This window comes from uncultured Veillonella sp. (assembly GCF_963551295.1).
Classification (GTDB): domain Bacteria; phylum Bacillota; class Negativicutes; order Veillonellales; family Veillonellaceae; genus Veillonella.
This window is the reverse complement of the sequence record NZ_CAUVFT010000003.1, coordinates 81927-107512: the sequence shown is the minus strand read 5'-3', so window position 1 is coordinate 107512 and position 25586 is coordinate 81927. Positions and strand designations below refer to the sequence as shown.

The window sequence follows — 25586 nt, the reverse complement described above, 5'->3', positions numbered from 1 at the left end:
GAAAAACTTGGAAACCGAACATTCAAAGAGTACGGGCGGTTGTAGACGGTGCTACTAAAAAAGTAAACGTATGCACTCGCTGCCTTCGTTCTAATAAAATTACACGCGCGTAAAATAAAAAGTACATGTACTCTTTGGGGTTCTAGAGCCCCAAAAAAAGCAGTTAGTTCAATTTGAACTAACTGCTTTTTTTGTTATTTATAATGTAATGTTTGGAATATAGTATTGTTTAAATAGCTTAATAGCATATTGATCTGTTAAGCCTGCCACATAATCCACTACATCAAGTGTAGAATAAAACTCTTTTCCAGTTTCACAACCTTCCATATCATCTGGGTACTCCATGAAGTGAGTAAATAAATTTTTTACAACATGGGATGCCTTTTTGCGATCCGGAATTAAAGCTGGTGCCAAATAAACATGTTTAAACATAAATTGACGGAATAGATTCATCGTCATTTCTACATCGGCAGACATGGATATAGCTGGCTTATCCAAGGATTCGCGTACCATATCCTCAACCATTGCAGTAATCATACTAGATGGAGTCATACCAAAATGCTCGCGCACTTCAAAAGGTAACTCCTCTGCCGTCAACATACCTGCCCGTTGGGCATCATCAAAATCATGACACAAATACGCAATGCGGTCTACAATACGAATAATCTGACCTTCTAAGGTCACAGGAATTGTAGCCCCTGTATGACCTACGATGCCATCTCGAACAGCCGTGGTTAAATTGAGCCCTTGGTGATCACCATGTCTTTCTAACACCTCAACCATGCGCAAGCTTTGCTCATTATGATTGAAGTGCCCCACCATATCTCGCAATGCATATTCGCCTACATGACCAAATGGTGTATGCCCCACATCATGGCCCATGGCAATAGCTTCCACAAGGTCCTCATTCAAACGTAAAGCACGAGCCACAGTACGACCAATTTGACCTACCTCAAGGGTATGGGTCATGCGTGTCCGATAATGGTCACCTGGCGCAATATATACTTGTGTCTTATGCTTTAATCGTCTAAAACATTTACTGTGAATAATGCGGTCCCGATCGCGTTGGAACGCAGTTCTAAGTGAATCAGGCTCTTCTTCTATATCACGGATTGCATCGCGGCTTTTAGCTGCATAGGGAGACAGAAGCAAAGCCTCCCTCTCCTCTATTTGTTCACGTATATTCATTTACCCTCCAACGCACGATTTTTATCAATCAATTGCATGACAAGGGAAGCTGTTTCTTCAATGGATTTATTAGAAACATCTAACACTTGGCAGTGCAAACGACGCATGATAGCCTTTGCATAATCCAATTCAGATTGAATACGCTCAATAGATGCATAATTTGCTTCGTCTTCAAGACCGATAGCGCGTAAACGTTCACTTCGAATATTATTTAATTTGTATGGATCTATAATAAGGCCCACGATTTTTTTTGCCGGAATTTTGAATAATTCCTCTGGCAACGGTACCTCTGGCACTAGTGGCAAATTTGCGGCTTTAATCTTTTTGTATGCCAAAAACATGGACAATGGTGTCTTACTAGTTCTAGATACACCAATAATAACTATATCGGCCTTTTCAAAACCAGATGGATTTTTACCATCATCATATTTCACGGCAAACTCAATAGCTTCAACCTTTTTAAAATACTCTTGGTCGAGCTTATGAACCATACCTGCCGTCATGCGCGGTTTAGTAGTTGCAATAGTACCAACTGCATCGAGAACAGGCCCCATGATATCCACAGCCGGAATATTATATTCAGCCACCTTCTCATGCAAATACTTACGTAAAGCCGCAGACACAATGGTATGGCAAATAACATGATTCCCACGTTTTGCGTCGTCTATAACCTCATCAATTTGGCTTTCACTATCAATATAGGGAACGCGGACAATTTCAATTTGCTCCTTATCATATTGACTCGCCGTAGCTCTCGCTACAGCCTCAGCAGTTTCCCCTAGGGAATCCGATATTGCATAAATAATTTTTTCTGCCATTCTATCAACCTCAGTGTATGCTACATTCTAAAAATACTTTTGCTACCGTCGTTTTTGATACACGGCCCACAATCTTTAAGCGTTTCTTGTTACCTACATCCTCACGAACGACGACAGGTAAACAATCTACTTCATAATCTATCATTTTCTGTGCAGCCTCTACCAAAGTATCGGTAGGCTCCACCGCTATAACCTTGCTTACAGGGGTCATAATCATGGATATAGGCATGGTATGCGAATCTGTTTGTCCCATAGAGGCGCGTAATAAATCTTTTCGAGATACTACACCCATTAGGTATGAGCCATCACAAACTAATATGGTACCTACATCCTCTGTAAATAATGTGACAATTGTATCATACAAACTCGTATCCCCATTAACCACGACTGCTTGAGATAATACATCACTTACCAGAAATGACTTTAATCGCTCAGCCGTTTGTGTTTCCTTTGAAAGTCCTACATAGTAATAGCCTACGTTTGGACGTGCATCTAACACACCTAACATAGTCAATACAGATAAATCTGAGCGCAGCGCAGATCTTGTGACCTCTAAATGTTCAGCAATGGCACTACCTGTTACAGGACCTTCTTCGCGAACGATTTGAGCAATTTGTTCTTGTCGTTTCGACAGTTTCACACGGTAACCCCCTTTCATCTCTGTTTGTATTATATCGTAAGTTACCATCCAGAAAAAGAGGAGACCCACAGGCCTCCTCTTTCACCATAACTATATTATTACCAAGTAAGTTCGTCAGATTCTTGACGACCTCGACCAGTCATAGCATCAAGCATAATTCGTTGTTCAATTTGAGCCACCATTTTCTTAGTATTAACTACTGCATCTGGGTTAACAGAAATGGAGTCGATACCGCTCTTCACAAGGAATTCGCAAAGTTCAGGATATACGCTTGGCGCTTGGCCACAGATGGATACAGTTTTACCATCTTTATGGGCCACCTCAATGAGATGATGAATTGCTCTGCGAACTGCTAGATTACGTTCATCATAGATATGTTGAACTGTTTCATTATCGCGGTCACAACCAAGTACAAGCATAGTTAAGTCGTTAGAACCGATAGAATAACCATCTACGTATTTATTAAATTGATCAGCCAAGATAATGTTAGATGGAATCTCCGCCATGAGCCATACTTTAAAGTCTTTGCTACGTGCAAGACCTTCTTGCGCCATCAAATTAGTCACCAATTCAGCTTCTTCCACAGTACGGCAGAATGGAATCATAACTTGTAGATTTTTAAAACCAAATTCATTACGTACTTTTTTGATTGCTTCTAATTCTAATTTGAAAGCAGGTGTATATTTAGGGTCATAGTAACGGGAAGCACCACGCCAGCCAAGTAATGCACTGGACTCATGTGGTTCATACTTGTCGCCACCTTTAAGGTCTCGGTATTCACTAGATTTGAAGTCGCTCAAACGAACGACTACTTGGCGAGGCGCTAACGCTTGACACACTTTACGCATACCTTCTGCCAATGTATTTACAGCAAAGTCACTGCGACCTGTTTCGATAAGGTGTAATGGATGTTCATGGATGAAGGTAGTCCAAATAAACTCTTCACGCATGAGACCGATGCCATCACATGGTAATACACCATATTTTTGAGCCAAATCAGGATCGCCTAAGTTCATGTAAATTTTAGTGCCTGTTACAGGTACATATTCAGCTGCAACGCCCGTAGAAGCTTGAGCTTCAGGCTTTTTAATGATATCTTCTAATACGCCATCGTATACGATACCATTTGTAGCATCAACGGTAATCATTTGACCATCTTTAATAGATGTAGTCGCTTCATGACTACGACTCTTAGTACCTACGATACAAGGAATACCAAGCTCACGGCTAACGATGGACGCATGACAAGTCATACCGCCAGCATCAGTAACGATAGCTTTTGCCTTTTTCATGGCTGGCACCCAATCAGGAGCTGTCATAGCTGTAACAAGGATTTCGCCTTCTTTGAACTCATCGATATCCTCAGGATTGATGATAACGTGAGCTTTACCTGCTGCATTACCAGGGGAAGCCGGCAAACCTTTTACTATAATATCGCGATTACCTGCATCTAATGTGCTAGCTTTTTCGGATGTTTCTGATTTTTCTTTGCGTGACCAAACTGTTTCTGGACGAGCTTGCAAGATCCAAATCTTGTCATTGCGTTCATCTACGCCCCATTCCATATCCATGTAGCAACCATAATGCTTTTCAATTGCTTTTGCATATTCTGCAAGTTCCAAAACTTGAGCATCTGTAATAACTTGTTGTTTTGCTTCGTCGGTTGGAACCACTTCCTCAACGCAGTCACCATCGGCTTTACGAACAAGGCGGACATGTTTATCGTTAATCATACGGTCCGTAATTTCCATCTTTTCTTTATCCACGCGGAAATTATCTGGTGTAACCGTACCTTGTACAACATATTCACCAAGCCCCCAAGAGCCTTCAATAAGAATATTATTATCATTACCTGTTACAAGATCAACAGTAAACATTACGCCAGCGGCTTTAGAGAATACCATCATTTGGACTGCAGCACTCAATGCTACTGTCATATGATCAAAGCCTTGTTTTACACGATAATATGTTGCACGATCTGTGAATGTAGATGCATAGCATTCTTTTACTTTTTCGATAATTACGTCAGCACCGCGTACATTTAAATATGTATCTTGTTGGCCTGCGAAGCTTGCATCTGGCAAGTCTTCTGCCGTTGCACTAGAACGAACAGCTACAAATGGATTTTCTTCGTTCACTTTTTTACCAAGTTCTTCATAGGCATGACGGATAGCATCTGCCAATTCTTTTGGCATTTCTTCCTGACAAATCATGCGGCGAATCTTAGCACATACTTCGCGCAATAATGCAGAATTTTCTACATCATCTAAAGCATCAAGCTCAGCGCGGATTTTATCTTCCAAACCTGTAGCTTTCATAAACTCACGATAACCATGGGCAGTTGTTGCAAAGCCATAAGGTACAGGTACATTAGTGGAGGATGTCAATTCCCCTAAAGAAGAAGACTTGCCACCTACTAAATTAACATCTTCACGTTGTAATTCATCAAACCAAAGTACGTATGCTGTTTCGCGATTCATGTGAGAACCTCCTAGATTAATTAGTGCAACACATTAAACCTTTTACACATAAATAGTATACCTTAATTTAAAATCTGTCAATTTTTATGGGCATTATTATGTAAATGAACTTCCCTATATATATCTAAAAAGTTTTTTAGCACTCGCCCCGTAAGTCCCCATATGGTGTATTGTTTATAGGGATAGAAATAGACGGAGTAGTTTTGTCTAATTTTCCAGTCAATATTATAACCTTCTAATAGATGAAACGGAAAATCACGCAACGGTCTTGTAGCTATGTCTAAGTGACCTACGGTTGGTTCCATGTCTAGTAGATATTGTAAGGGAACTGTAAATACCTCTCCTACTTCATCGGAATTTGGTTTTAAATCATTTGTATGTAGTCGCACTGCTACGGCGTATAGTTTTACACCTATGGCAGATACTAGACAGTCTAAATTGCCTAGCAATTCAATTTGATCTAAATCTATACCCAGTTCCTCAGAACATTCACGCATGGCTGTATGAGCACCGCTTTTATCATTAGGCTCACAGTGCCCACCAGGGAAACTGATTTCACCGGGTTGACGTCGCAATGTATTACTACGCACAGTAAACACCACATGATTTTCTCCATCGATTTCTAATAGAGGCACGGCTACTGCCGCCGTGATAACATCAATATCTGTAAGAACAGTATGTTCTCGTTGTTCTAAAAAGTTGCTTAGTACTTTGTCCATATATGGTCCTCTTAAAAATTATAGTAAATTTATATAATATCTATTTAAGTCTTTTATGTATCAAATTTGTATTTTATATTTATCGTTTATATTCATTATACATTAACTTGTAAGTCAATTTCTTCCTTCACAAACAATAAATTCAGTAGATAAACTTATAGATAAAAATAGACAGAAAAAAACTGTGACAAAGTTTCTGTACCTCATCACAGTTTTATATTAGTTAAATTTAATTTTTAGGAATTTACGTTTACCTACTTGAAGAATCATGCCTTCTTCAAGAGTAATATTTTCTTCGCTATATTTTTCGCCATTTATTTTGAAAGCACCTGCTTTAATAGAGCGACGTGCTTCACCATTGGATGCAGTTAAGCCAGCATCTGTGCAGAACTGTGGTACAAAGATTGGTTCTGTTGGTGCATCCATGGCGTACTCAGGAATGTCTGTAGGCATAGCGCGTTGTTGGAACACGCGTTTAAATTCTTCTTCTGCTTCGAGAGCCGCCTCTTCACCATGATACAAGCGAACAATGGTACGAGCCAATTGCATTTTAGCATCACGAGGATGTAACTCCCCGGATTCAAGACGTTTTGCCATATCCTCTTGCTTTTCGATAGACATATCTGTAACGAGCATGAAGTAGCGCATCATCAATTCATCAGGAATGGACATCGCTTTGCCGTACATTTCTTTAGGTTCTTCATCGATACCGATGTAATTACCTAAAGATTTACTCATTTTTTGAACGCCATCAAGACCTTCAAGCAATGGCATTGTAATAACAACTTGTGGCTCTTGACCTTCCAATTCTTGTAAATGACGACCCATTAACAAGTTAAAAGTTTGGTCTGTACCACCAAATTCAACGTCAGCATGTAATGCTACGGAATCTTGACCTTGCATCAATGGGTACATGAACTCATGCACGCCAATAGGACGACCTTCTTTAAAGCGTTTGCTGAAATCATCGCGTTCCATCATACGTGCAACTGTATAGGAGCTAGCCAAACGAAGTACATCAGCAAAATTCATAGATTCTAACCATTCGCTATTGTCACGAACAATTGTTTTTTCAGGATCTAATACCTTGAAGATTTGTGTTTTATAAGTTTCAGCATTTTTCAATACTTCTTCTTTTGTTAATGGTGGACGAGTAACACTTTTACCAGTAGGATCACCAATACGAGCAGTAAAGCCACCGATAACGATCACTACTTGATGACCAAATTCTTGGAATAAACGTAGCTTACGAAGAGGAACAGTATGTCCCAAATGAATGTCTGGAGCCGTTGGATCCAAACCTAGTTTTACAACTAATGGTTTATTTTCCTTAATGGATTTCTCTATTTTTTTTACAAGATCTTGTTCGTTAATTAAATCCGCTACACCATGTTTAATTTGGCGCACTTGTTCTTGAGCACTAATCATGATAATCCTCCTAGAAATACTATTGTTTTAGTATACCATTATCTAAAAACTTTCACAATTATATATAGTATTGGATTTAAACCATTTATGATATAATATTTATAACTGCGTAATAGAATTTACGTTATATTTACTAAAAGAAAAAAGAGGTGACTCTATGAGTAGTAACTCAAATACGAGAGCCAATCGCCGCTCAAATGGTAATGGTTCTACGCCGAAGAAAACAAATCCTAAGCGTCTATTTTGGATTTGTACACTTCTCTTTATACTCATCGTAGCCGGTGGTGGCTGTGGTTTCATAAGTGCCACATTATCAAATCTACCGGATGTATCCAATGTACGCCCTTCTGCATCGTCTCAGATTTATGACGTGCACGGCAATCTCATTACTACGGTTCACTCCACAGAAAATAGATTGCCAGTACCTCTAAAAGATGTACCAAAAGATTTACAGAATGCCTTTGTAGCTACAGAAGATTCCCGTTTCTATACGCATCATGGTATTGACCCAATTGGTATTTTACGTGCTGTATGGGTAAACATTGTACATAGCGGTGTATCTGAAGGTGGTTCTACAATTACTCAACAATTAGCTCGTAATGCATTCTTATCCCAAGATAGAACATTTAAACGTAAAATTTCCGAAGCATTATTAGCGCTTAAAATTGAACAACATTACACCAAGGATGAAATCCTTGAAATGTATATGAACCAAATCTACTTTGGTCAAGGTGCTTACGGTGTACAATCTGCATCTCATGTATATTTTGGTAAGGATGCTAGTGAGTTAACACTTGCACAAGCGGCGCTCATTGCTGGTTTACCACAAAGCCCTAACTATTACTCCCCATTCAATGATTTAGAGGCTAGTAAAAAACGTCAAGCTGTCGTATTAGGCCAAATGGTAAAATATGGTTATATTACACAAGAGCAAGCTGACGAAGCTCGTCAAGCAGATTTAGGTTTAATAGCTAAACAAGAACAAGCTCATGAGAAACCTAATGCATCTTACTTCATTAACTATGTTATTTCTCAGATTTCTGAAAAGTACGGCGATGATGCCATCTATAAAGATGGGTTAAAAATCTATACTACTCTCGATATGGATGCACAAAATGCTGCTGTTGCAGCAATGCAAAATTTGCCTAATTACTACACTGATAAAAATGGATTATCTCAACCACAAGGTGCTATAGTAGCCATGAATCCTCACAATGGTTACATTGTAGCCATGGTCGGTGGTCGCGGTGATGACGCTTTCAACCGCGCTACACAAGCAGAACGTCAACCTGGTTCCACTATGAAACCTTTCGTTTATTTAGCAGCTATTCAATCAGGTAAAACTCCTGGTTCTATAGTTGAGGACAGTCCTGTTACCTTCGGTAATTGGAGTCCTAAAAACTATGAAAACGACTACGAAGGTAATATTACATACCGCTACGCATTACAACATTCTCGCAATGTAGCAGCTGTAAAAGTTGCCGATGAAGTAGGTATGACTAAAGTTATCAATCTTGCTAAAGAAATGGGTATCTCTACTCTAACTGATCAAGATTACAACTTATCGACAGCACTTGGCGGTTTAACTCATGGTGTTACACCTCTTGATATGGTACAGGCTTACGGTGTACTTGCTAATGGCGGTATCAAGGTTCAACCTACAGCCATCCTTAAAATTGTAGATCGCAACGGCCAAGTTGTAGAAGAAAACTCTATCCAAGAAAAACGCGTTATTGATGAAAAAGATGCGGCCATCATGACTAATATGCTAGAATCTGTTATAAATGGTGGTACTGGCGGTAATGCAGCCATCGGTCGTCCTGCAGCAGGTAAAACAGGTACTACTGATGACTCCAAAGATGCTTGGTTCATAGGTTACACTCCAGATTTAGTAGCTGCTGTTTGGATTGGTGATGACTACGGCACCGAAACATTACACGGTATTACGGGTGGTAGTACACCTGCTGTTATGTGGGGTCAATTCATGTCCAATGCTCTTGCCAATACTCCGGCCTCTGACTTCCCTGTCCCAGCTAGCGCACAAGCAGCAATCTCTGAAGGTTACGTCAATCCTACAAAGGCACAACCTAAAAAAGAAGATAAAAAGGACGAAAAAGCAGATAATAAAGATGATACAGGCAAAGGAACAGATGAAAAAATAAAAAGTAATGACAAGCCTCAAAAAGAAGAGGTTACAGAGCAAAAATCAAATTCATCGAAAAATAAAAAGTCTAAAAAGGAACGCTAATTCAACAGTAGTTTCTAAAAGGGCGGAACTCAGTGTTCCGCCCTTTCTTTTTATACATATTTACTATCTAAATATTATCTCTATAAAAAGGTAGCAAGCCATAAGAGCTGATATGTACCCTTTTATTTCCATATACAATTTTCTGAAGATTATATTTTTATTTTAGAACTACATTCGTAGCCCCTGCACCACCTTCATCATAACCGGCTGTTTCAAAGTGCGCTACATGAGGCAAAGTACGTAAATATTGGTGAACGCCTTCACGTAATGCACCTGTACCCTTACCATGAATAATACGAACTTGATTAATACCACCAAGCAAAGCTTGGTCAATGAATCTACCTACAGAAACGGTCGCTTCATCTACTGTTTGACCAAGAATATTAATTTCCGTACGGACTTCTTTTTGACGTTGTACTGCCGAGCCACCCATACGCTTTCTTGTTTTAGGCATAACTGCTTTTTGTTCACGTGCGAGTTTGTTGCCTTCTTCACGTGTAGTAGATTGTAATTCGCTGACCTTAACGGTGGCTGTTAGCCCATTAATATCAACATTCACACGATTACCATTGATAGATAACACAGTACCTAACGAACGCAAGGATGTAACATAAACAGCTTGGCCAACCTTAATAGCATCTGCAGTTAACGACTTACGCTCATCATCCACTGGAGCTTCTGGTACATGAACACTAGAAATTCCCTTACGTGCTGCATTAATAGCCGATTGACGCCTATCCTTATTTATTTCAGAAAATTGCGATTTCAATTGCTTGATAATCGCTTCCCCTTCAACGCGTAAACTACGTTTCATGGATTCTGCATCAGCCTGAGCTTTGGCTAAGATTTGTTTACGTTTTTCATTAAACTGTTTCTTTTCCTTCTCTAGTTGGCCACGCATGCGACGTGTTTCATCGAGCTCTTTCTTTAGTGCTCGTTCTCGCTCAGACGCTTTTCGAAGTTGTTCATTTAAATCTAAAAGAACCTCTTCCATTTCGTGGCTACCAAATTGAGATTTGTATTCTGCCGCACGAGTTACGATATCCTTAGGTAATCCTAAACGAGCAGCAATGCTCAATGCATGGCTACTACCGGCTACACCGATATGTAATCGATACGTAGGTTTCAAAGTGCGTTCATCAAACTCTACGTGACCGTTTTCAATACCTTCCGTATGGTACGCATAATTTTTAAGCTCATTATAGTGGGTACTTACCATCATAAGAGCACCTTTTTTACGGAAGAATTCCAAAATAGATACAGCTAATGCACTACCTTCCTCTGGATCAGTACCGGAGCCAAGTTCATCGAGCAATACCAAGTCATTTGGGCCACAATGTTTAATGATGGAAATAACTTGCGTCATGTGAGCGGAGAATGTACTGAGGCTAGCCTCAATACTTTGTTCATCCCCAATATCGGCAAAGATATTATGGAATACTGGCAACATAGAACCGTGATCAGCAGGGATAAATAAACCACATTGGTTCATTAAACTCAATAACCCTAGTGTTTTAAGGGATACTGTTTTACCACCTGTATTAGAACCAGTAATTAATAGAATACGATATGATGTGCCTAATAAAATATTCGTAGGCACCACCACATTCGGTGGGATTAAGGGGTGACGAGCTCTCATGAGATTAACTGTTCTATCAGTACTCAAGATGGCCGGTACACCCTTATAGGAAATAGCAAGGCTCGCCTTACCATATACAAATTCGATGTGAGATACCTTTTCACAAGCATCCATCAAATCATTACTATGCTGTTTAACAAGGGCAGATAATTCACGATAAATGCGCAATACTTCTTGCTCTTCACCAATCAAAGCCTCTTGCAATTCATTATTTAGATTCACCAAACGCATCGGTTCAATATAGAGTGTTTGACCCGTTGCAGAACGGTCGTGAATAAGACCATCAAAATATTGGCGATACTCCTGCTTTACAGGGATTACGTATCGATTGTTACGCTGCGTAATGATGGTTTCTTGGAAATACTTTTGATTATCTTTGTCGTGTAAGATAGCTTGAATATCATTTTTAATCTTTTCACGAGTTTTGATAATCGTATTTCTAAGGCTCGCCAACTTGGGAGATGCAGTATCAAGCAATTCCCCTTTATCATCAAAGACCCGTTTAAAACGGTTTTCAATGCGATCTGTATTCGGCATATCCTGTACCCATAAGGATAGCAAGGGATATTCCATATATTTCGTTCTAAAGAACTTTGTCATTCGCTTATAGGCACCAATGGTCAAGTAAATATCCCATAGTGCTTCACGAGTAAGAACAAAGTCTTTACGACTCTTTTTACAGGACTCACGAATATCTCGAGTCCCACCTAACGGTTGTTCCACCTCTGTTTGCAATGACCGCATTGCCTCTGCCGTTTCATCAAGATTCTCTTGAATCTGTTTTACATCGATCATTGGCTCAATGTTCATAGCCAATTCTTTTGCAATAGCAGAGCTACAATGCTGTTGTAATTGTTCTTTTATATGGTGAAAGTCTAATACATCTTCGTTAAACAATGTACTACCTCTTTTATAAAATACCTCTAAAATAGTGGCCCCTTGTAATAGGCGTGTCATCCTTGCCTACACTCTTAGGCGGAGCCTCTTTTGTTCCATTTTGAATGGATACATAGTCTGCTACGATATTACGTAATCTATGTGGATCCATATGACGCCCATCGATGCGCAAAATATGTAGACCTTTACGATGTAACTCAGGCACGTAGGCACGCATGTCCATTTCATGACTGTTCATGATATGCATGCGGCAATATGGATCTGTGCGAAGTGGGAACACTTCTCCTTTACGGTCCTTTAATGCGTAATCTTCTGTTACGCACGGCATTGGACAGTTTTCTTTTTTACCAGTCCCAACAAAGCTAGCGATGGCACAGTATTCAGAAATCATCATTTCCGTATACCCATGAACCATAACCTCTAATGGCAAATGAGTAGATTTTTGTAAGCTTACGAGTTGCCTCAATGTTAACTCTAAGGACGGTGCTACGCTACTCATATGTAAGTCTTCCCATACTTGTAAAGCAGAGCCATTAAATATGTTAAGACCTGTATCAGCTTCAATAGCACCTGGGTACCCTAAGTCACGAAGCCACAATAAGGCTTGTGGCACATGAATAGATATGCTATCTGGTTTCGCCTCAACTATGGCCTTAAGGGTATTTATATACGCCTCAACTTCATCATCTTTCACAACCCGAGGCGTTGCAAATACACAAAGTACATTATGGTCTTTACAAAGCTTGGCTACCTGCTCATAGATGCTAAGTTCATAAGGCTTACGTTGTAAGCGATCACCACCAAAGATAATCTTCTTAGCGCCCCCTTCAATAGCCGCTTTCACAGCCTCTAATTCATCAATGCGCGCACTTACGATAGGCTCAGTATATTGAATACTACTCTTAGCTACTATAGAAGACATATCTTGAGGCTCTGCAGCTAGCTCAGCCCATGCTATTTCATGGTCTGTAATCAACAAGTTTTCTAATGCCTCCACAGCATCGCGACGCAATGCATTTAACACACTAGCTGGCCACATATATGGGCCATCAGGAATAGTCATAGAGCCAAGAGTAAATAATGTATTGCCTAATCTACCTACTTGGTCTGTAACCTTCTCTAATGTAGTTGGTTTGTTATTAGCATAAACAGGTTCAAACTCATTAGATACTGTCACAGTACGACCATCATTTAATACAAAGGTAAGTTCCGTACAAGGTATTTTACCCTCAGTATTAATAGATAGATAACCATGTACCTCTAATTTAGCACTGAAATCTTGTAGACCTCTCTGCTTTTGAGCTTTAGGCGGTGATGCAAGGAATACTTGTCCCGCCGCAAAGCCTTCATCAGGTTTACCTACAAAATGTTTATTATCAACAACAGACCAGTTTTGATCGATCTGATAATAAGTAATGCTACCAGAGGCTTGCATAACCTTTAAAAGTGACCCTTTTTCAATAGGTTCTGTTAAGTATAAATGAACTTGTCCTTTTTTAACCTCTGCCTTACCAATTGGTTTCCCCTGATTATTAGGGGCCACCACGGTCATCATGGATTTCCCTACATGATCTGTTAAGTAATCTGTAGAGAAGCCCCGGTTAAAGCCAGCAGCCAATGCCTTAGCGTCAGCAGAATCCATATGAGCCGTATCCAAGATATGACGGTAAGTACCAATAACTTGGCGCACATAGGATACCTTCTTCATACGCCCTTCTACCTTGAAGGATTTTACACCAGCTGCTACGAGCTCATTCATATGTTCACTATAGTTAAGATCTTTAGGGCTCAATAAATAAGCTTCGTGTTTAGGTAACAAGCTTGTGCCCGAGGAATCTAGTAATTCATAAGGCAAGCGACAAGGCTGTGCACAAGCACCACGGTTACCACTGCGACCACCGATAAAGGAACTCATTAAGCATTGGCCAGAATAGCATACGCATAAGGCACCATGAACAAAGACTTCGATTTCAGCTGTACAGTTCTTGCAAATATGTTCAATTTCAGCTAGGCTCAATTCACGAGCTAAAACGACACGTGTAAAACCGAGACTTTCATAAAAACGAACTGCATCGAGCGTAGCTGCAGTCATTTGTGTACTACCATGTAAGTGTAATTTAGGAGCCACTCGCTGCGCCAACTTAGCCACTGCTAAATCTTGAACGATGATAGCATCAACACCGATGCGTTCTAAGTCTTTTAAATACGACTCGAGAGCTATTAATTCAGAATCGCCTATTAGAATGTTTACTGTTACATATACGGACACATCTAAAATATGCGCCAATCGAATAGCCTCGGCCAATTCTTCAATGCCAAAGTTTGCTGCATGAGCACGAGCATTAAAGCCTTTACCACCGAGATAAATCGCATCCGCTCCAGATTCTAAGGCAGCTATGAAATTTTCCATCGTACCGGCAGGCGCCAATAATTCCATGGATAATCCTTTCTACCTAACTAAAGGTATAACTATAGTACTAAAAGGGTTTACCATACGGTAAACCCTTTCAATATACTGCTTGAGATTAACGTAATCTGCAGTTAATTTCTGCTAATGCATCGATAATAGCTTGAATATTACCGTCAATATCTTCATCGTTCAACGTGCCTTCCATAGAGCGGAATTGCAAGTTGTACGCAAGACTGCGATAACCTGCTTCGATATGTTCACCTTCATAAACGTCGAAAATAGATGCATTTTCTAAATATTCGCCACCATGTTTTTTAATAATAGATAAAATCTCGTCACTAGTAACGGACACAGGTGCTACGATAGCAAGGTCACGGCTAGTGCCTGGAAATTTACTGAAAGATGTGTAGCGGAATGCTGGAATTGCCAAGGATAACACTGCTTCCAAATCGATTTCAAACATATATACTTTACCAGGCAAGTCAAAGTTTTTGCTCACTTGCGGATGTAATTCACCGTATTGAGCAATCATTTTACCATCTACTATGTATTGAGCACTTACACCTGGATGGAAGTATGGTTCAGTGCCACGATTAATATCGTAGCCTGTAACGCCAAGTTCCGCTAACAACGCATCTACGATGCCTTTTACATCGTAGAAATCAGTTGTCCGTTCTGCTTGATTCCAACCAGCTTGGTTCACCTTACCCATCAAAATGCCACAAGCCATAGGGCGTTCATGGGGCACCTCAGTTAGTGGTAATGCTTTTGCTTCATATACATTAGCCATTTCAAATAACCAGAGATCCTTATTTTGTTGTGCTAAATTGCGTTTCGCTGCATCGATAACAGCTGGTACCAATGTAGTACGCATGTAAGGGAATTCTTCGGAAATTGGGTTCAAGATTGGAATCGCAGTATAACGGCTATCCCCTTCAGGAAGCATCATATTGGTAAGACCATCTTTATGCATAAAGCTAAAGGTAATGATTTGAGTCATACCAAGTTTAGCCAATGCATGTGTTACCTCTTTAGTAAGAGCTTTTTTAGGCGTCATACCACCAGAGGATAATACGGCTACAGGAATTGTAGGAGCGATATTATCGTAGTTATAAATACGAGCTACCTCTTCAGCAATATCAGGCATTACTGTTACGTCACCGCGCCATGTTGGAACGAGGGCAGATAATGTATCTCCTTCTTCTGTTACAACGAATTCAAGGGCAGTCAAAATACGAACCATTTCGTCTTTTTCAATATTGGTACCCAAGTAATCATTGATTTGTTCCGCTGTGAAAGTTACGGAATGTTGCTCTACAGGATTTTCATATACATCAATAACACCTACATCAACTTTACAAGTAGGGCAGATTTGTTGTAATAATTGAGCTGCTCTGTCAATAGCATAAGCAGTATATTTATGGTTTACGCCACGTTCAAAACGACCAGACGCTTCAGAACGCATGCCAAGAGCTTTTGCAGTACGGCGAATAGATGGACCATTAAATACAGCAGCTTCGAACATAACTGTAGTCGTTTCGTTTGTTACTTCGCTATCAAAGCCACCCATGATACCCGCCACACCTACTGGACGTTCAGCGTCGGCAATGATAAGCATGGAATCATTTAATTCTCGTTCAGAACCATCAAGTGTTACAAGTACTTCGCCATTTTTAGCACGTCTTGCCACTAATTGATGACCTTTTACATGGTCATAGTCGTATGCGTGCATAGGTTGTCCTAGTTCTAACATAACGTAGTTTGTAACGTCTACTACATTATTGATAGGACGAATTCCACTGTTGCGCAAGCGATTTTGCATCCACAATGGAGATGGCTCAACCTTAACATCAGTTACTACGCGAGCAGTAAAACGAGTACAAAGATCATCAGCTTCGATGGATACAGAAGCTTTTCCTTCAATGGACTCGCCATTTTCGTTAACCATGATAACAGGGAATAAAGCTTTTTGGTTTGTCATTATACCGAATTCACGGGATAAACCAACCATGGAGAAGCAATCTGCTCGGTTAGCAGTAAGTTCAAACTCATATACCGTATCATTCATACCCAATACGTCTTTTACATCAAGACCAATTGGTGTACCTTCAGGGAAAATGTAAATGCCTTGTGCTTCCTCTGGTAACACTAAGTCACTAGAGATACCTAATTCTGCAACAGAGCAGAACATACCTTCGGATACAACACCACGCAATTTGCCTTTTTTAATCTCTGTACCATCAGCCAAGCGAGATTTATGGTATGCTACAGGCACAATTTGACCTACTGCCACATTAGTAGCAGCTGTTACGATTTGTTTTGTAATAGGTTCGCCTTCTTCAGTAAGACATTCTACTTGGCATACTTGTAATTTATCTGCATCTGGGTGTTTTGTGATTTCCACAATTTTACCAGTATAAATTTTCTTAATGCCATTATCCATAGCAATGACATCTTCGACAGGAATACCAGCTTGTGTTAATTCATCGGCCAATTCTTGAGCAGGACGATTCATATCCACAGGCACGTATTCATTCATCCACTGTAAGCTTGCTTTCATGAGTTCCTCCTAAAATTGTTCCAAGAATCGTACATCATCTTCAAAGAATAGACGCAAATCGTTAATGCCATATAAAAGCATAGCAATACGCTCTACACCCATGCCAAAGGCAAAACCTTTAACCTTTTCAGGATCGTACCCATTAATACGCAATACGTCAGGGTGAACCATGCCGCAACCTAAGATTTCTAACCAACCGGTATGGGAACATACACGACAGCCATCACCACCACACATTACGCAAGAGATATCTACCTCTGCAGATGGTTCTGTGAATGGGAAGAAGCTTGTACGGAAACGTACCTTTGTTTCATCACCATACATGTGACGCAAGAAGGACTCCAATGTACCTTTCAAGTCAGCAAAAGTAATATGCTTATCAATAATGAGACCTTCCACTTGATGGAATACAGGGGAATGAGTCGCATCATAATCCCAACGATAAACCTTACCAGGCGCAATCATACGGATTGGGCTGTTTGGCTCATGACGTTGCATTGTACGAGCTTGTACTGGAGATGTATGTGTACGTAACAAAAAGTTTTCTGTAATATAGAAGGAATCTTGCATATCACGTGCGGGATGATCCTTAGGTAAATTTAAGCACTCAAAGTTATAGTAATCTTGCTCAATCTCCGGCCCCTCTTCAACGGTATATCCCATTTTCATAAAGAAGTCTTCAATCATTTCATTAACCTTTGTTAATGGATGAATATGACCAGTTTTTGGCGCACGACCTGGCAATGTAATATCGATACGTTCTTGTTCTAAGCGAGCATTCAACTCTTCTGTTTCCATACGATTTTTTACGGCATCAATTTCAGCCTCTAATGCTTCACGAACTGCATTAACAAGAGCACCAGCCTTAGGACGTTCTTTCGGAGATAATTTACCAAGACCTTTTAGTAATGCTGTTACCTCACCTTTTTTACCTAGATATTTTACACGTATATCTTGCAACGCTTGTTGAAAAGCAGCGCCTTTGATAGCCTCAAGGGCTTCTGCCTTAAGACGTTGTAATTCTTGTTCCATTAAAGCATCCTCCTATATTTAAAAGTCTAAACTATATTATACCAAATCAGGGTTATCTTCTTCAATAAAACGCCATGGTAATTCAGGTAATGGCTTCTCTTCTAATACAAAAAATGTACCACGAGCTAAATGTACAAGTTCACCTAATTCATTATAGATACGGGCCGTAGCCACCATGGTTGTTTTGCCATTGTGCTCTACATTGGCTACACCACGTAATACAGTCCCTCCCTTAACAGCTTTCACATAGTTACCATTAAGATCAATAGTACTAACAGATTTTCCCAAAGTAAAACAAGCGGTCCCCATCACACTATCTGCTAAACCAATACAAACAGCACCATGCAAATCCCCTCTAAAATTGCAATACCCTGTTTCATTTGTTTGCAATGTCATTTCCGCATGACCTGGTTCTACTGCTATAATCTCAGAATCTTTTACCCAAGAAAATGGGTTTTGATCTCGTAATTCGTTGAAATATTCTATCAATGTCGTAGCCATTTGTTTCTCCAATTCTATATCAAATTCACCAGTAATCATAAGAGATTATAAAAATGGTGCGCTACATCATACATATTGTATCATGCAACGCACCATATGCGAATAACTCTATCTAATTATATAGTATGTTCTTAAAAAAACACATTTATAAATTCAAAACTATTCATAATGCAATGCATCAATTGGATTGAGTTTAGCCGCTTTACGGGCTGGGTATATACCAAAAATCAAACCAATAGCCATGGAAAAGGCAAAGGACATTATGATTGTTGGAACAGATACAACTGTACTCATTCCAGATACCATTCCGATTACTTTTGAGGCTCCTATACCGAAAGCAATACCAATAAAGCCCCCCATCAAACTGATTACAACGGCTTCTATTAAGAATTGCGTAACAATTACGCTATACGTAGCCCCCAAAGCTTTACGCACACCAATTTCTCGAGTCCGTTCCGTTACAGATACAAGCATGATGTTCATAATACCAATGCCACCTACAACTAGAGAAATCGCAGCAACAGCCCCCAGGAATAACGTAAATGTTCCGGTCGTCTGAGCCACTGTTTCCATAATAGATTTCATATTTTGAATATTGAAATCATCCAAATTTGTATCTTTAATATTATGACGAACACGCAACAAGTTCTCTATATCTGCCTGCAAACGATCGATGCCCTCATCATCCTTAGCCACAACATACACCCTGCGAAGATAGTCAATGCCCTCTACGCGCTCCATTGATGTTGTATATGGAATTAACACCGTATCGTCTTGGTCATTACCCATGGTTCCGTTCCCTTTACTTTTGAGAACACCAATGACACGGAATGGAATATTTTTAACACGGATTTCCTTGCCTACAGGATCTTCATCAGCAAACAAATTTTTTACTACCGTTTGTCCCACAACCGCTACACGTTCTCGGTTCTGAACATTTTTATCGGAGAAAAATCGACCAGATGTCATAGTCCAATTATTTACGTCCTGAAAGTTAGAATTAACCCCCGCAACAGATGTAGTCCAGTTTTTATTTTGATAAATCACCACATAAGAGCCATTTGTCATAGGACTAGCGGCTTTTACACCTTCTAACTTGGCAATAGCTTCATAGTCAGATATTTTCAACGATTTCATGGACCCCTGCGAAGGTCTAGCACCTGGCGTCCGCGGCGCCCCTGGCAGAACTACCAACAAGTTAGAGCCTAAGCTAGAAATAGAATCCTCAATATCTTGCTTCACTCCATTACCGATAGATACCAATGCAATAACTGCAGCTACACCAATAATGATACCTAGCATGGTCAAGAGGGATCGTAATTTATTTGCAACCAAGGAAGCCCATGCCATTAGAAAACTTTCTTTATACATTAGGCACCTCCTTTATAGGAGTCATATTAGAACTGAACGAATCCTCTACGATTATCCCATCTTTCAAGACTACATTACGACTCGCATACGTAGCAATATCAGGTTCATGTGTAACTAGAAGAATTGTACGTCCTTCATCGTGAAGACCTCTAAATATATTCATAACATCAATGGTTGACTTAGAGTCGAGATTCCCTGTCGGTTCATCAGCCATAATAATAGCAGGATTATTCGCCAATGCACGAGCAATCGCTACACGTTGTCGTTGCCCCCCAGACAACTCGGATGGCAAGTGATCCATACGCTCGTCTAATCCGACAGACTGTAATAATTGAGAAGCTCGTTCAATGCGCATCTTTTTATTTACACCTGCATAAATCATAGGAAGCACTACATTTTCTAGGGCTGTTAATTTTGTCAACAAATTAAAGCTTTGAAATACAAAACCGATCTGTTTATTACGCACATACGCAAGCTCATCATCAGATAAGGTAGCAACCTCGTCTCCATTGAGTCGATAAGAACCAGTTGTAGGTCGGTCCAAACATCCGAGAATATTCATAAAGGTTGATTTACCTGAGCCAGATGGTCCCATAATGGATACAAATTCACCCTTATTGACAACTAAATCAATGCCATGTAGAACAGGTACTGATAATTTGCCATTCACATAGGTTTTTGTAATTCCTTGTATGTCAATTACTGTTTGGTTCATAAGCACCTACCCTTAGAATGGTCCAGCTACATTATTTTTGGGTGCATTTACATCACCGCTTACGATAATTTCATCACCTTCAGATAAACCTTTTAAAATTTGAACATTAGTATCCCCAGTTACACCTGTAGAGACAGCGGTTCGTACTGGTTGACCATCTTTTATAACATATACATACTCACCTTGTTTGTCCGTACGTACAGCAGTAAGAGGAACTACCAATGTATTTTTAATATCTTCACCAAAGATTGTGGCACGAGCCGTCATAGTTGGTAGGAAATTACCTGCAATATTTTCAGGAATTTGAACCTTAACAGTATAGTACACAACACTACTACTTGTAGTGCCCATATTACCTTTTGTACCTTTTGCAATTTCAGAAACGTAACCAGTGAAAGTTTCACCTGGCTTAGAATCTACAGTAAACTCTACCTTAGCACCTTGTTTGATATTGCCAATATCTGTTTCGTCTACAGTAAGATAAATCTCTAAATTTTTTAAATCTGCAATAGTAGCAATAATCATTTGTGTGGAGATACCAGTACTAATAGTTTGACCTGCTTTTAGCGGTGTACCTACAACAGTACCAGACATTGGAGCTGTAATCGTAGCATCACTTAAATCCGCTGCAGCACGTTCATAGGTAGATTTAGCACGTTCATAAGCTGTTACAGAATCATCATATGTTTGTTGTGCAATAGCATCTTGAGCCGCCAAAGATTTATAACGATTCATATCAAGTTCTGCTTTAGCCAACGCTGCACGAGCATCATCAACAGACGCTTGTAATTGACGTGTATCAATATAAGCGATAACTTGCCCCGCCGTAACTTGATCATTCTCTTTAACTAAAACTTTTTCAAGTTTACCAGCAACATTTGTAGAAACATCTACATAATTTACAGGGTTAATAGTACCTGTAGCACTGATACTAGTTTTTACATCACCCTTTTCAACCTTGCCAGTAGTGTATAACGTTTGTGCTTGATTTGCATTTAGACTATCCATGTAGTAATATGTGCCCCCACCAAGAACACAAAGAACAACAGCACCTGTTACTATACGTTTACGATGCTTTTGCAAGAACTCTTTCATTATGATCTCCTTTTTTTAAGATGAAGATATATTAAAAAGACATTTATTCTATATCAACACATATAGTTTTTTTAAATTATACAGCACCAATTGCTTTTACGCAATATAATTTCATTAATGAATAAATTATGATATATAAAAAATGGCCCTTACGGGCCATTAACTACTCAATATTGATAATAGTCTATAATCCTTTTCATCAATTGGAAATTCAAGACGTTCTGCCTCTTCATAAGATAGGGCGCGGATATGACCATCTATATAACCTACTAATCGATTATCGACACCACTCATTAATAAATTAAGGCAGGCTTCACTCATACGAGCCGCTAAAATAGCATCAAATGCCGATGGACCACCACCACGTTGTAAGTATCCTAACACGGTTAAGCTAGGATCAAATTCCGTATGCTCCTTGATGAAAGCTTTCACCTCACCGCTGTTATAGGCACCTTCTGCAACGAGGATGACACTATATTCTTTACCCCGAATTTGTGTTTCCTTTAAATGACGACACACCGCATGTAAAGGCATTGGATTTTCAGGAACCAAAACTATTTCTGCCCCACAAGCTAGGCCTGCCTTTAATGCAATATGGCCAGCTTTGCGCCCCATGACCTCCACAATAGCTACACGTTCATGGGAGTTTGAGGTATCCCGAATACGCCCAACCGCATCAACTACCGTATTAAGAGCCGTATCATATCCTATCGTATATTGCGTACCACCCATATCGTTATCAATCGTACATGGAATGGTCATGGTGGACATGCCAAGTTTAGATAAACCTGTAGCACCACGCATGGAACCATCCCCACCAATAACAACCAGATGATCAATGTCATGAGCTTCCAAAATATCATAAGCTTTGCGTTGAATCTCTTCATTTTGAAATTCTGGAAAACGAGCCGTTTTCAGCATCGTGCCACCTTGTGTTATGATGCCACCAACGTCTCGATTCGATAATGGAAATATCTTTTCCTCAATAATACCTAAATAGCCACGCTCAATGCCAAACACTTCAAAGCCTTCATGTATAGCTTTTCTAGTTAACGCTCTTATGGCGGCGTTCATTCCAGGTGCGTCACCGCCGCTTGTTAGTATTGCGATTTTTCTCATATCCATTACCCCCTTGTGGTGTACGTTTTTTGGATATACTATTTGCCTTACGTTCTTTATCCGTTTGATAAGAAGTCTTTTTTTTATAACGTTTATCATACCGGACTTTATTAGATATTACTTTATCTGATACTACTTCAGTAACTTCTTTTATTCTACTTTGATGATTATTAAATTGTATTTCCCTAGATGCTACTTTAGCATCCACATCGTTTGTATCATTGGGTTGACGTCTTGCTTTAAATTGCACATCTGAGGCCTCTAATTCGTCCTCGATACGATGTATGAAATCATAGGTCCGACCATTTGTTGTGTCTAGTACAAAATCGCACTGCTTATACACGGGCTTCCACGATTGTATCATAGCATGTACAAAGGCATTTACATTATTATAGTCCATAGTTGGTCTTTTCCCAACGCGGCGATTCACACGACTCACAATCCGGAATTGCGCAGCTCGGATACCAATGATATAAGAATATTTTTTTAATACCTTTAAGGTGCGATGTTCAATAGGAAAATTACCCCCCACAGAAATCACTGCTTCATGGTATAAGCAAACCTTTTTTAGTACATCCATTTCGGCGCGGCGGAATGCTTTTTCTCCTATCTTTTTAAATATCTCAGCAATGGGCAACCCAAAACGACTTTCTAATACGCGATCGGTATCTACAAATTGCCACCCCTTGCGTTCCGCAAGGTTTCGTCCGAAGTGACTTTTGCCACTTCCCATAGAGCCGATGAGCATAATATTCCGTTTTATTATCATCTATTATGTGCCCCTTATCATTACATATCCTTCATTGTACTATAAAATAGCCCAAAAACAAAGACAGACTATAGACATAAAATCTATAATCTGTCTTTATATAATACACACAATTTTCATTACGGTTTTATAATCGATTTAACTGCACAATGTACATAAACTACATTACCTTTACGTTCTATATCTTCTATTTCTATACGGCGTGAAGGATCCTTTTCTTCAACAGTATTTATCCAATTAATCATACGCTCTGTACTACCTAATAACATTAATTCTAGTATACCTTCATGCTCATCAGTACTAACAATCATTAATGGTTCTCCTTGCAAGGAATCAAAAATACTTGTATTAGAACTTATATTTGATGTCTTGTTCTCTATAAAAGATTCTAATAGTTTTGCTTCATTAGACACTATATAATCTGACTCAGCATTCATTTGTATAACATAATTTTCTTGTTGATTTTTTATGTTATTATTTTTTTCTTCAAAATAGATATGCCCATACATAGAAAGGCTAATGAGTATCCCCCACAACACTAGGCCCGCTAATATTTTCTCGACCTGATACGTTGTGCTCTCTTTTAGATCCATCCATATGGAATGTATAAACACCTTTGTCTGCTTTAACCGTTCCATGACACTCCATTCCTAGTAATTTTTGTTGGAGAATAGCAATAAATTTACGACACACTTCGTCACTCGTGCCTATACCATCTATACTGATACGTCCCTCCTTAATGCTAAGATGCTGTAAACTAATATGTTCTGCCATGGCGACATCAAGAATATATACGACCATTGTATTGGGTAATATATCAGTCTGATTCTTAGAGAGTTTATTCTTTATTATTTTATTTCTTATTTCCATTAATTCACCATAATGTTGATGTATTTCTTGATACTGAGCATTTGCTTGCAATCGTACAAAATCTGTCTTCTTATTTTCATAGCTACGATAGCTTGACCAGCAACTATATAAGGTAACAAATCCTACTATAACGTATATAATACTTATCCCATAAAAAAGGTATCGATAGGCATGCCATAAACTATGCCATCGTAACGAGCGAGGCATTAAATTAATACATCTATCCTTACCAGCCCAATCCAATCCATTTAAGCCCCCTTGCTGCCATACCAATAGCCATGTCCCAATCTAATTGTCCTTGCTTGCAACGATTACGACCACGACCTAAGAATAATAATGGAATATATTCAGTTTCCCCATACATGGAAATAATACTTTCCATATCTGTCCGTTCTTCATTTGTTATAGATTCTAACCCATACATTCGAACCCCCTGTATCTCATCCATACCAAAGTCTTGTAACCTCACTTCTAACTTATCCATAGCTTCAGCTACATCGCTACCTGTAATAGGTACCGTACACTCTTGAATACATATATCATTCCACCAAAGCCATAAATGCATGGCTCCTTCTTCCACAACGCCTGTTACAGTACCACTACGCCGCATCAAACAGTAACAAATAGGAATAGGCCAAAAATCAATAACATCAACGGGTGCATAAGTATCTCGTATCCCTTGTTTCAAAAGTTCTAGAGAATGTCGATCTACAGCTACCATAAACATATGATAATTATGGCGTGGATATTCCCGACGACATGCATCCATTTGGAAACTATCCCCATCAAAGCTAAAGTAGTCCTCCACATTCCACTTTATGAACTCCTTCATATCAAAATCGTGGGGATCATAGGGTGCTATATGCATTTGCGTATCGATATTAGCTACAATACTATAAGCACCTTCGTCTAAATCATAAGTTTCAATAAATTTTGTAACGTCTTCATCAATAGGTCCCGTACGCTTCATCTCCAACGCATCGGTAATGACCATTGTTTTATTTTCTATATGAGCGGTAACACATACAATATGTTCATCAGTTATACATACTCCAGAATGTATTTTCTTTTTTCGTTTCATAGAATC

The 25586-nt window shown here is 39.4% G+C and carries 21 protein-coding genes; 2 read left to right on the top strand and 19 right to left on the bottom strand.

The genetic code is table 11. The annotated features are described in order from the left end of the window. On the top strand, positions 1 to 113 hold a 113-nt coding region (locus tag RYO55_RS01505; RefSeq protein WP_308511892.1), incomplete at its 5' end, for a L28 family ribosomal protein. Between the two features lie 85 nt (positions 114 to 198). Here the strand turns inward: RYO55_RS01505 and RYO55_RS01500 are convergent. The 6 genes from RYO55_RS01500 to tyrS form a co-directional block, all read right to left on the bottom strand. Next, positions 199 to 1188, bottom strand: coding sequence for a deoxyguanosinetriphosphate triphosphohydrolase (locus RYO55_RS01500; protein ID WP_314983857.1), 990 nt, complete (start codon positions 1186 to 1188; stop codon positions 199 to 201). Further along, entirely contained in the window at positions 1185 to 2006 is an 822-nt protein-coding gene (locus RYO55_RS01495; protein WP_287528920.1) for a pyruvate, water dikinase regulatory protein, read from the bottom strand. Before RYO55_RS01495 ends, RYO55_RS01500 begins: the two co-directional genes overlap by 4 nt. A 10-nt stretch (positions 2007 to 2016) precedes the next feature. Continuing rightward, a complete protein-coding gene (locus RYO55_RS01490; RefSeq protein WP_314983856.1) occupies positions 2017 to 2646 on the bottom strand; it encodes a helix-turn-helix transcriptional regulator in 630 nt (209 codons plus the stop codon). A gap of 98 nt (positions 2647 to 2744) precedes the next feature. Beyond that, positions 2745 to 5126 carry a phosphoenolpyruvate synthase gene (gene ppsA / locus RYO55_RS01485; protein ID WP_314983855.1) on the bottom strand — a complete coding sequence of 794 codons (2382 nt, stop codon included), beginning with the start codon at positions 5124 to 5126 and terminating at the stop codon, positions 2745 to 2747. A 77-nt stretch (positions 5127 to 5203) separates the two neighbouring features. Continuing rightward, positions 5204 to 5845, bottom strand: coding sequence for a CoA pyrophosphatase (locus RYO55_RS01480; protein WP_287528923.1), 642 nt, complete (start codon positions 5843 to 5845; stop codon positions 5204 to 5206). A gap of 219 nt (positions 5846 to 6064) precedes the next feature. Next, the gene (gene tyrS / locus RYO55_RS01475; RefSeq protein WP_314983853.1) at positions 6065 to 7273 is read right to left on the bottom strand and encodes a tyrosine--tRNA ligase; all 1209 of its coding nucleotides are present in this window, start codon (positions 7271 to 7273) and stop codon (positions 6065 to 6067) included. A 157-nt stretch (positions 7274 to 7430) separates the two neighbouring features. Between tyrS and RYO55_RS01470 the strand changes: the two genes are divergently transcribed. Further along, positions 7431 to 9521, top strand: coding sequence for a penicillin-binding protein 1A (locus RYO55_RS01470; RefSeq protein WP_314983851.1), 2091 nt, complete (start codon positions 7431 to 7433; stop codon positions 9519 to 9521). Positions 9522 to 9678: 157 nt separating this feature from the next. On the opposite strand, the gene RYO55_RS01465 is transcribed toward RYO55_RS01470, so the two are convergent. The 13 genes from RYO55_RS01465 to RYO55_RS01405 form a co-directional block, all read right to left on the bottom strand. After that, positions 9679 to 12117, bottom strand: a complete 2439-nt coding sequence (locus tag RYO55_RS01465; RefSeq protein ID WP_302498083.1) for an endonuclease MutS2 — start codon at positions 12115 to 12117, stop codon at positions 9679 to 9681. Continuing rightward, entirely contained in the window at positions 12071 to 14494 is a 2424-nt protein-coding gene (locus RYO55_RS01460; protein ID WP_314983849.1) for a DUF3656 domain-containing protein, read from the bottom strand. The genes RYO55_RS01465 and RYO55_RS01460 overlap by 47 nt, the downstream gene beginning before the upstream one ends. Positions 14495 to 14582: 88 nt before the next feature. After that, entirely contained in the window at positions 14583 to 17027 is a 2445-nt protein-coding gene (gene pheT / locus RYO55_RS01455) for a phenylalanine--tRNA ligase subunit beta (protein WP_314983848.1), read from the bottom strand. A gap of 9 nt (positions 17028 to 17036) precedes the next feature. After that, positions 17037 to 18059, bottom strand: a complete 1023-nt coding sequence (pheS, locus tag RYO55_RS01450) for a phenylalanine--tRNA ligase subunit alpha (protein ID WP_302498086.1) — start codon at positions 18057 to 18059, stop codon at positions 17037 to 17039. A gap of 36 nt (positions 18060 to 18095) precedes the next feature. After that, positions 18096 to 18560 carry a PaaI family thioesterase gene (locus tag RYO55_RS01445; protein ID WP_314983846.1) on the bottom strand — a complete coding sequence of 155 codons (465 nt, stop codon included), beginning with the start codon at positions 18558 to 18560 and terminating at the stop codon, positions 18096 to 18098. Between the two features lie 159 nt (positions 18561 to 18719). Next, a complete protein-coding gene (locus RYO55_RS01440) occupies positions 18720 to 19931 on the bottom strand; it encodes an ABC transporter permease (protein WP_302498088.1) in 1212 nt (403 codons plus the stop codon). After that, the gene (locus tag RYO55_RS01435; RefSeq protein WP_314983844.1) at positions 19924 to 20646 is read right to left on the bottom strand and encodes an ABC transporter ATP-binding protein; all 723 of its coding nucleotides are present in this window, start codon (positions 20644 to 20646) and stop codon (positions 19924 to 19926) included. Before RYO55_RS01435 ends, RYO55_RS01440 begins: the two co-directional genes overlap by 8 nt. Positions 20647 to 20658: 12 nt before the next feature. Then, on the bottom strand, positions 20659 to 21741 hold the full coding sequence (locus RYO55_RS01430) for an efflux RND transporter periplasmic adaptor subunit (RefSeq protein ID WP_004697057.1): 1083 nt from the start codon (positions 21739 to 21741) through the stop codon (positions 20659 to 20661). 159 nt (positions 21742 to 21900) lie between these two features. After that, positions 21901 to 22815: an ATP-dependent 6-phosphofructokinase gene (locus tag RYO55_RS01425; RefSeq protein WP_302498111.1), complete on the bottom strand. Its 915-nt coding sequence runs from the start codon at positions 22813 to 22815 to the stop codon at positions 21901 to 21903. Positions 22816 to 22825: 10 nt separating this feature from the next. Beyond that, positions 22826 to 23629, bottom strand: a complete 804-nt coding sequence (locus RYO55_RS01420) for a shikimate kinase (RefSeq protein ID WP_314983843.1) — start codon at positions 23627 to 23629, stop codon at positions 22826 to 22828. Between the two features lie 119 nt (positions 23630 to 23748). Beyond that, complete coding sequence (locus tag RYO55_RS01415) at positions 23749 to 24138, bottom strand: hypothetical protein (protein WP_314983841.1); 390 nt, start codon at positions 24136 to 24138, stop codon at positions 23749 to 23751. 7 nt (positions 24139 to 24145) lie between these two features. Beyond that, positions 24146 to 24742, bottom strand: coding sequence for a fimbrial assembly protein (locus RYO55_RS01410; RefSeq protein ID WP_314983839.1), 597 nt, complete (start codon positions 24740 to 24742; stop codon positions 24146 to 24148). Then, positions 24726 to 25580, bottom strand: a complete 855-nt coding sequence (locus RYO55_RS01405; RefSeq protein ID WP_314983837.1) for a hypothetical protein — start codon at positions 25578 to 25580, stop codon at positions 24726 to 24728. Before RYO55_RS01405 ends, RYO55_RS01410 begins: the two co-directional genes overlap by 17 nt. Positions 25581 to 25586 lie beyond the last annotated feature (6 nt).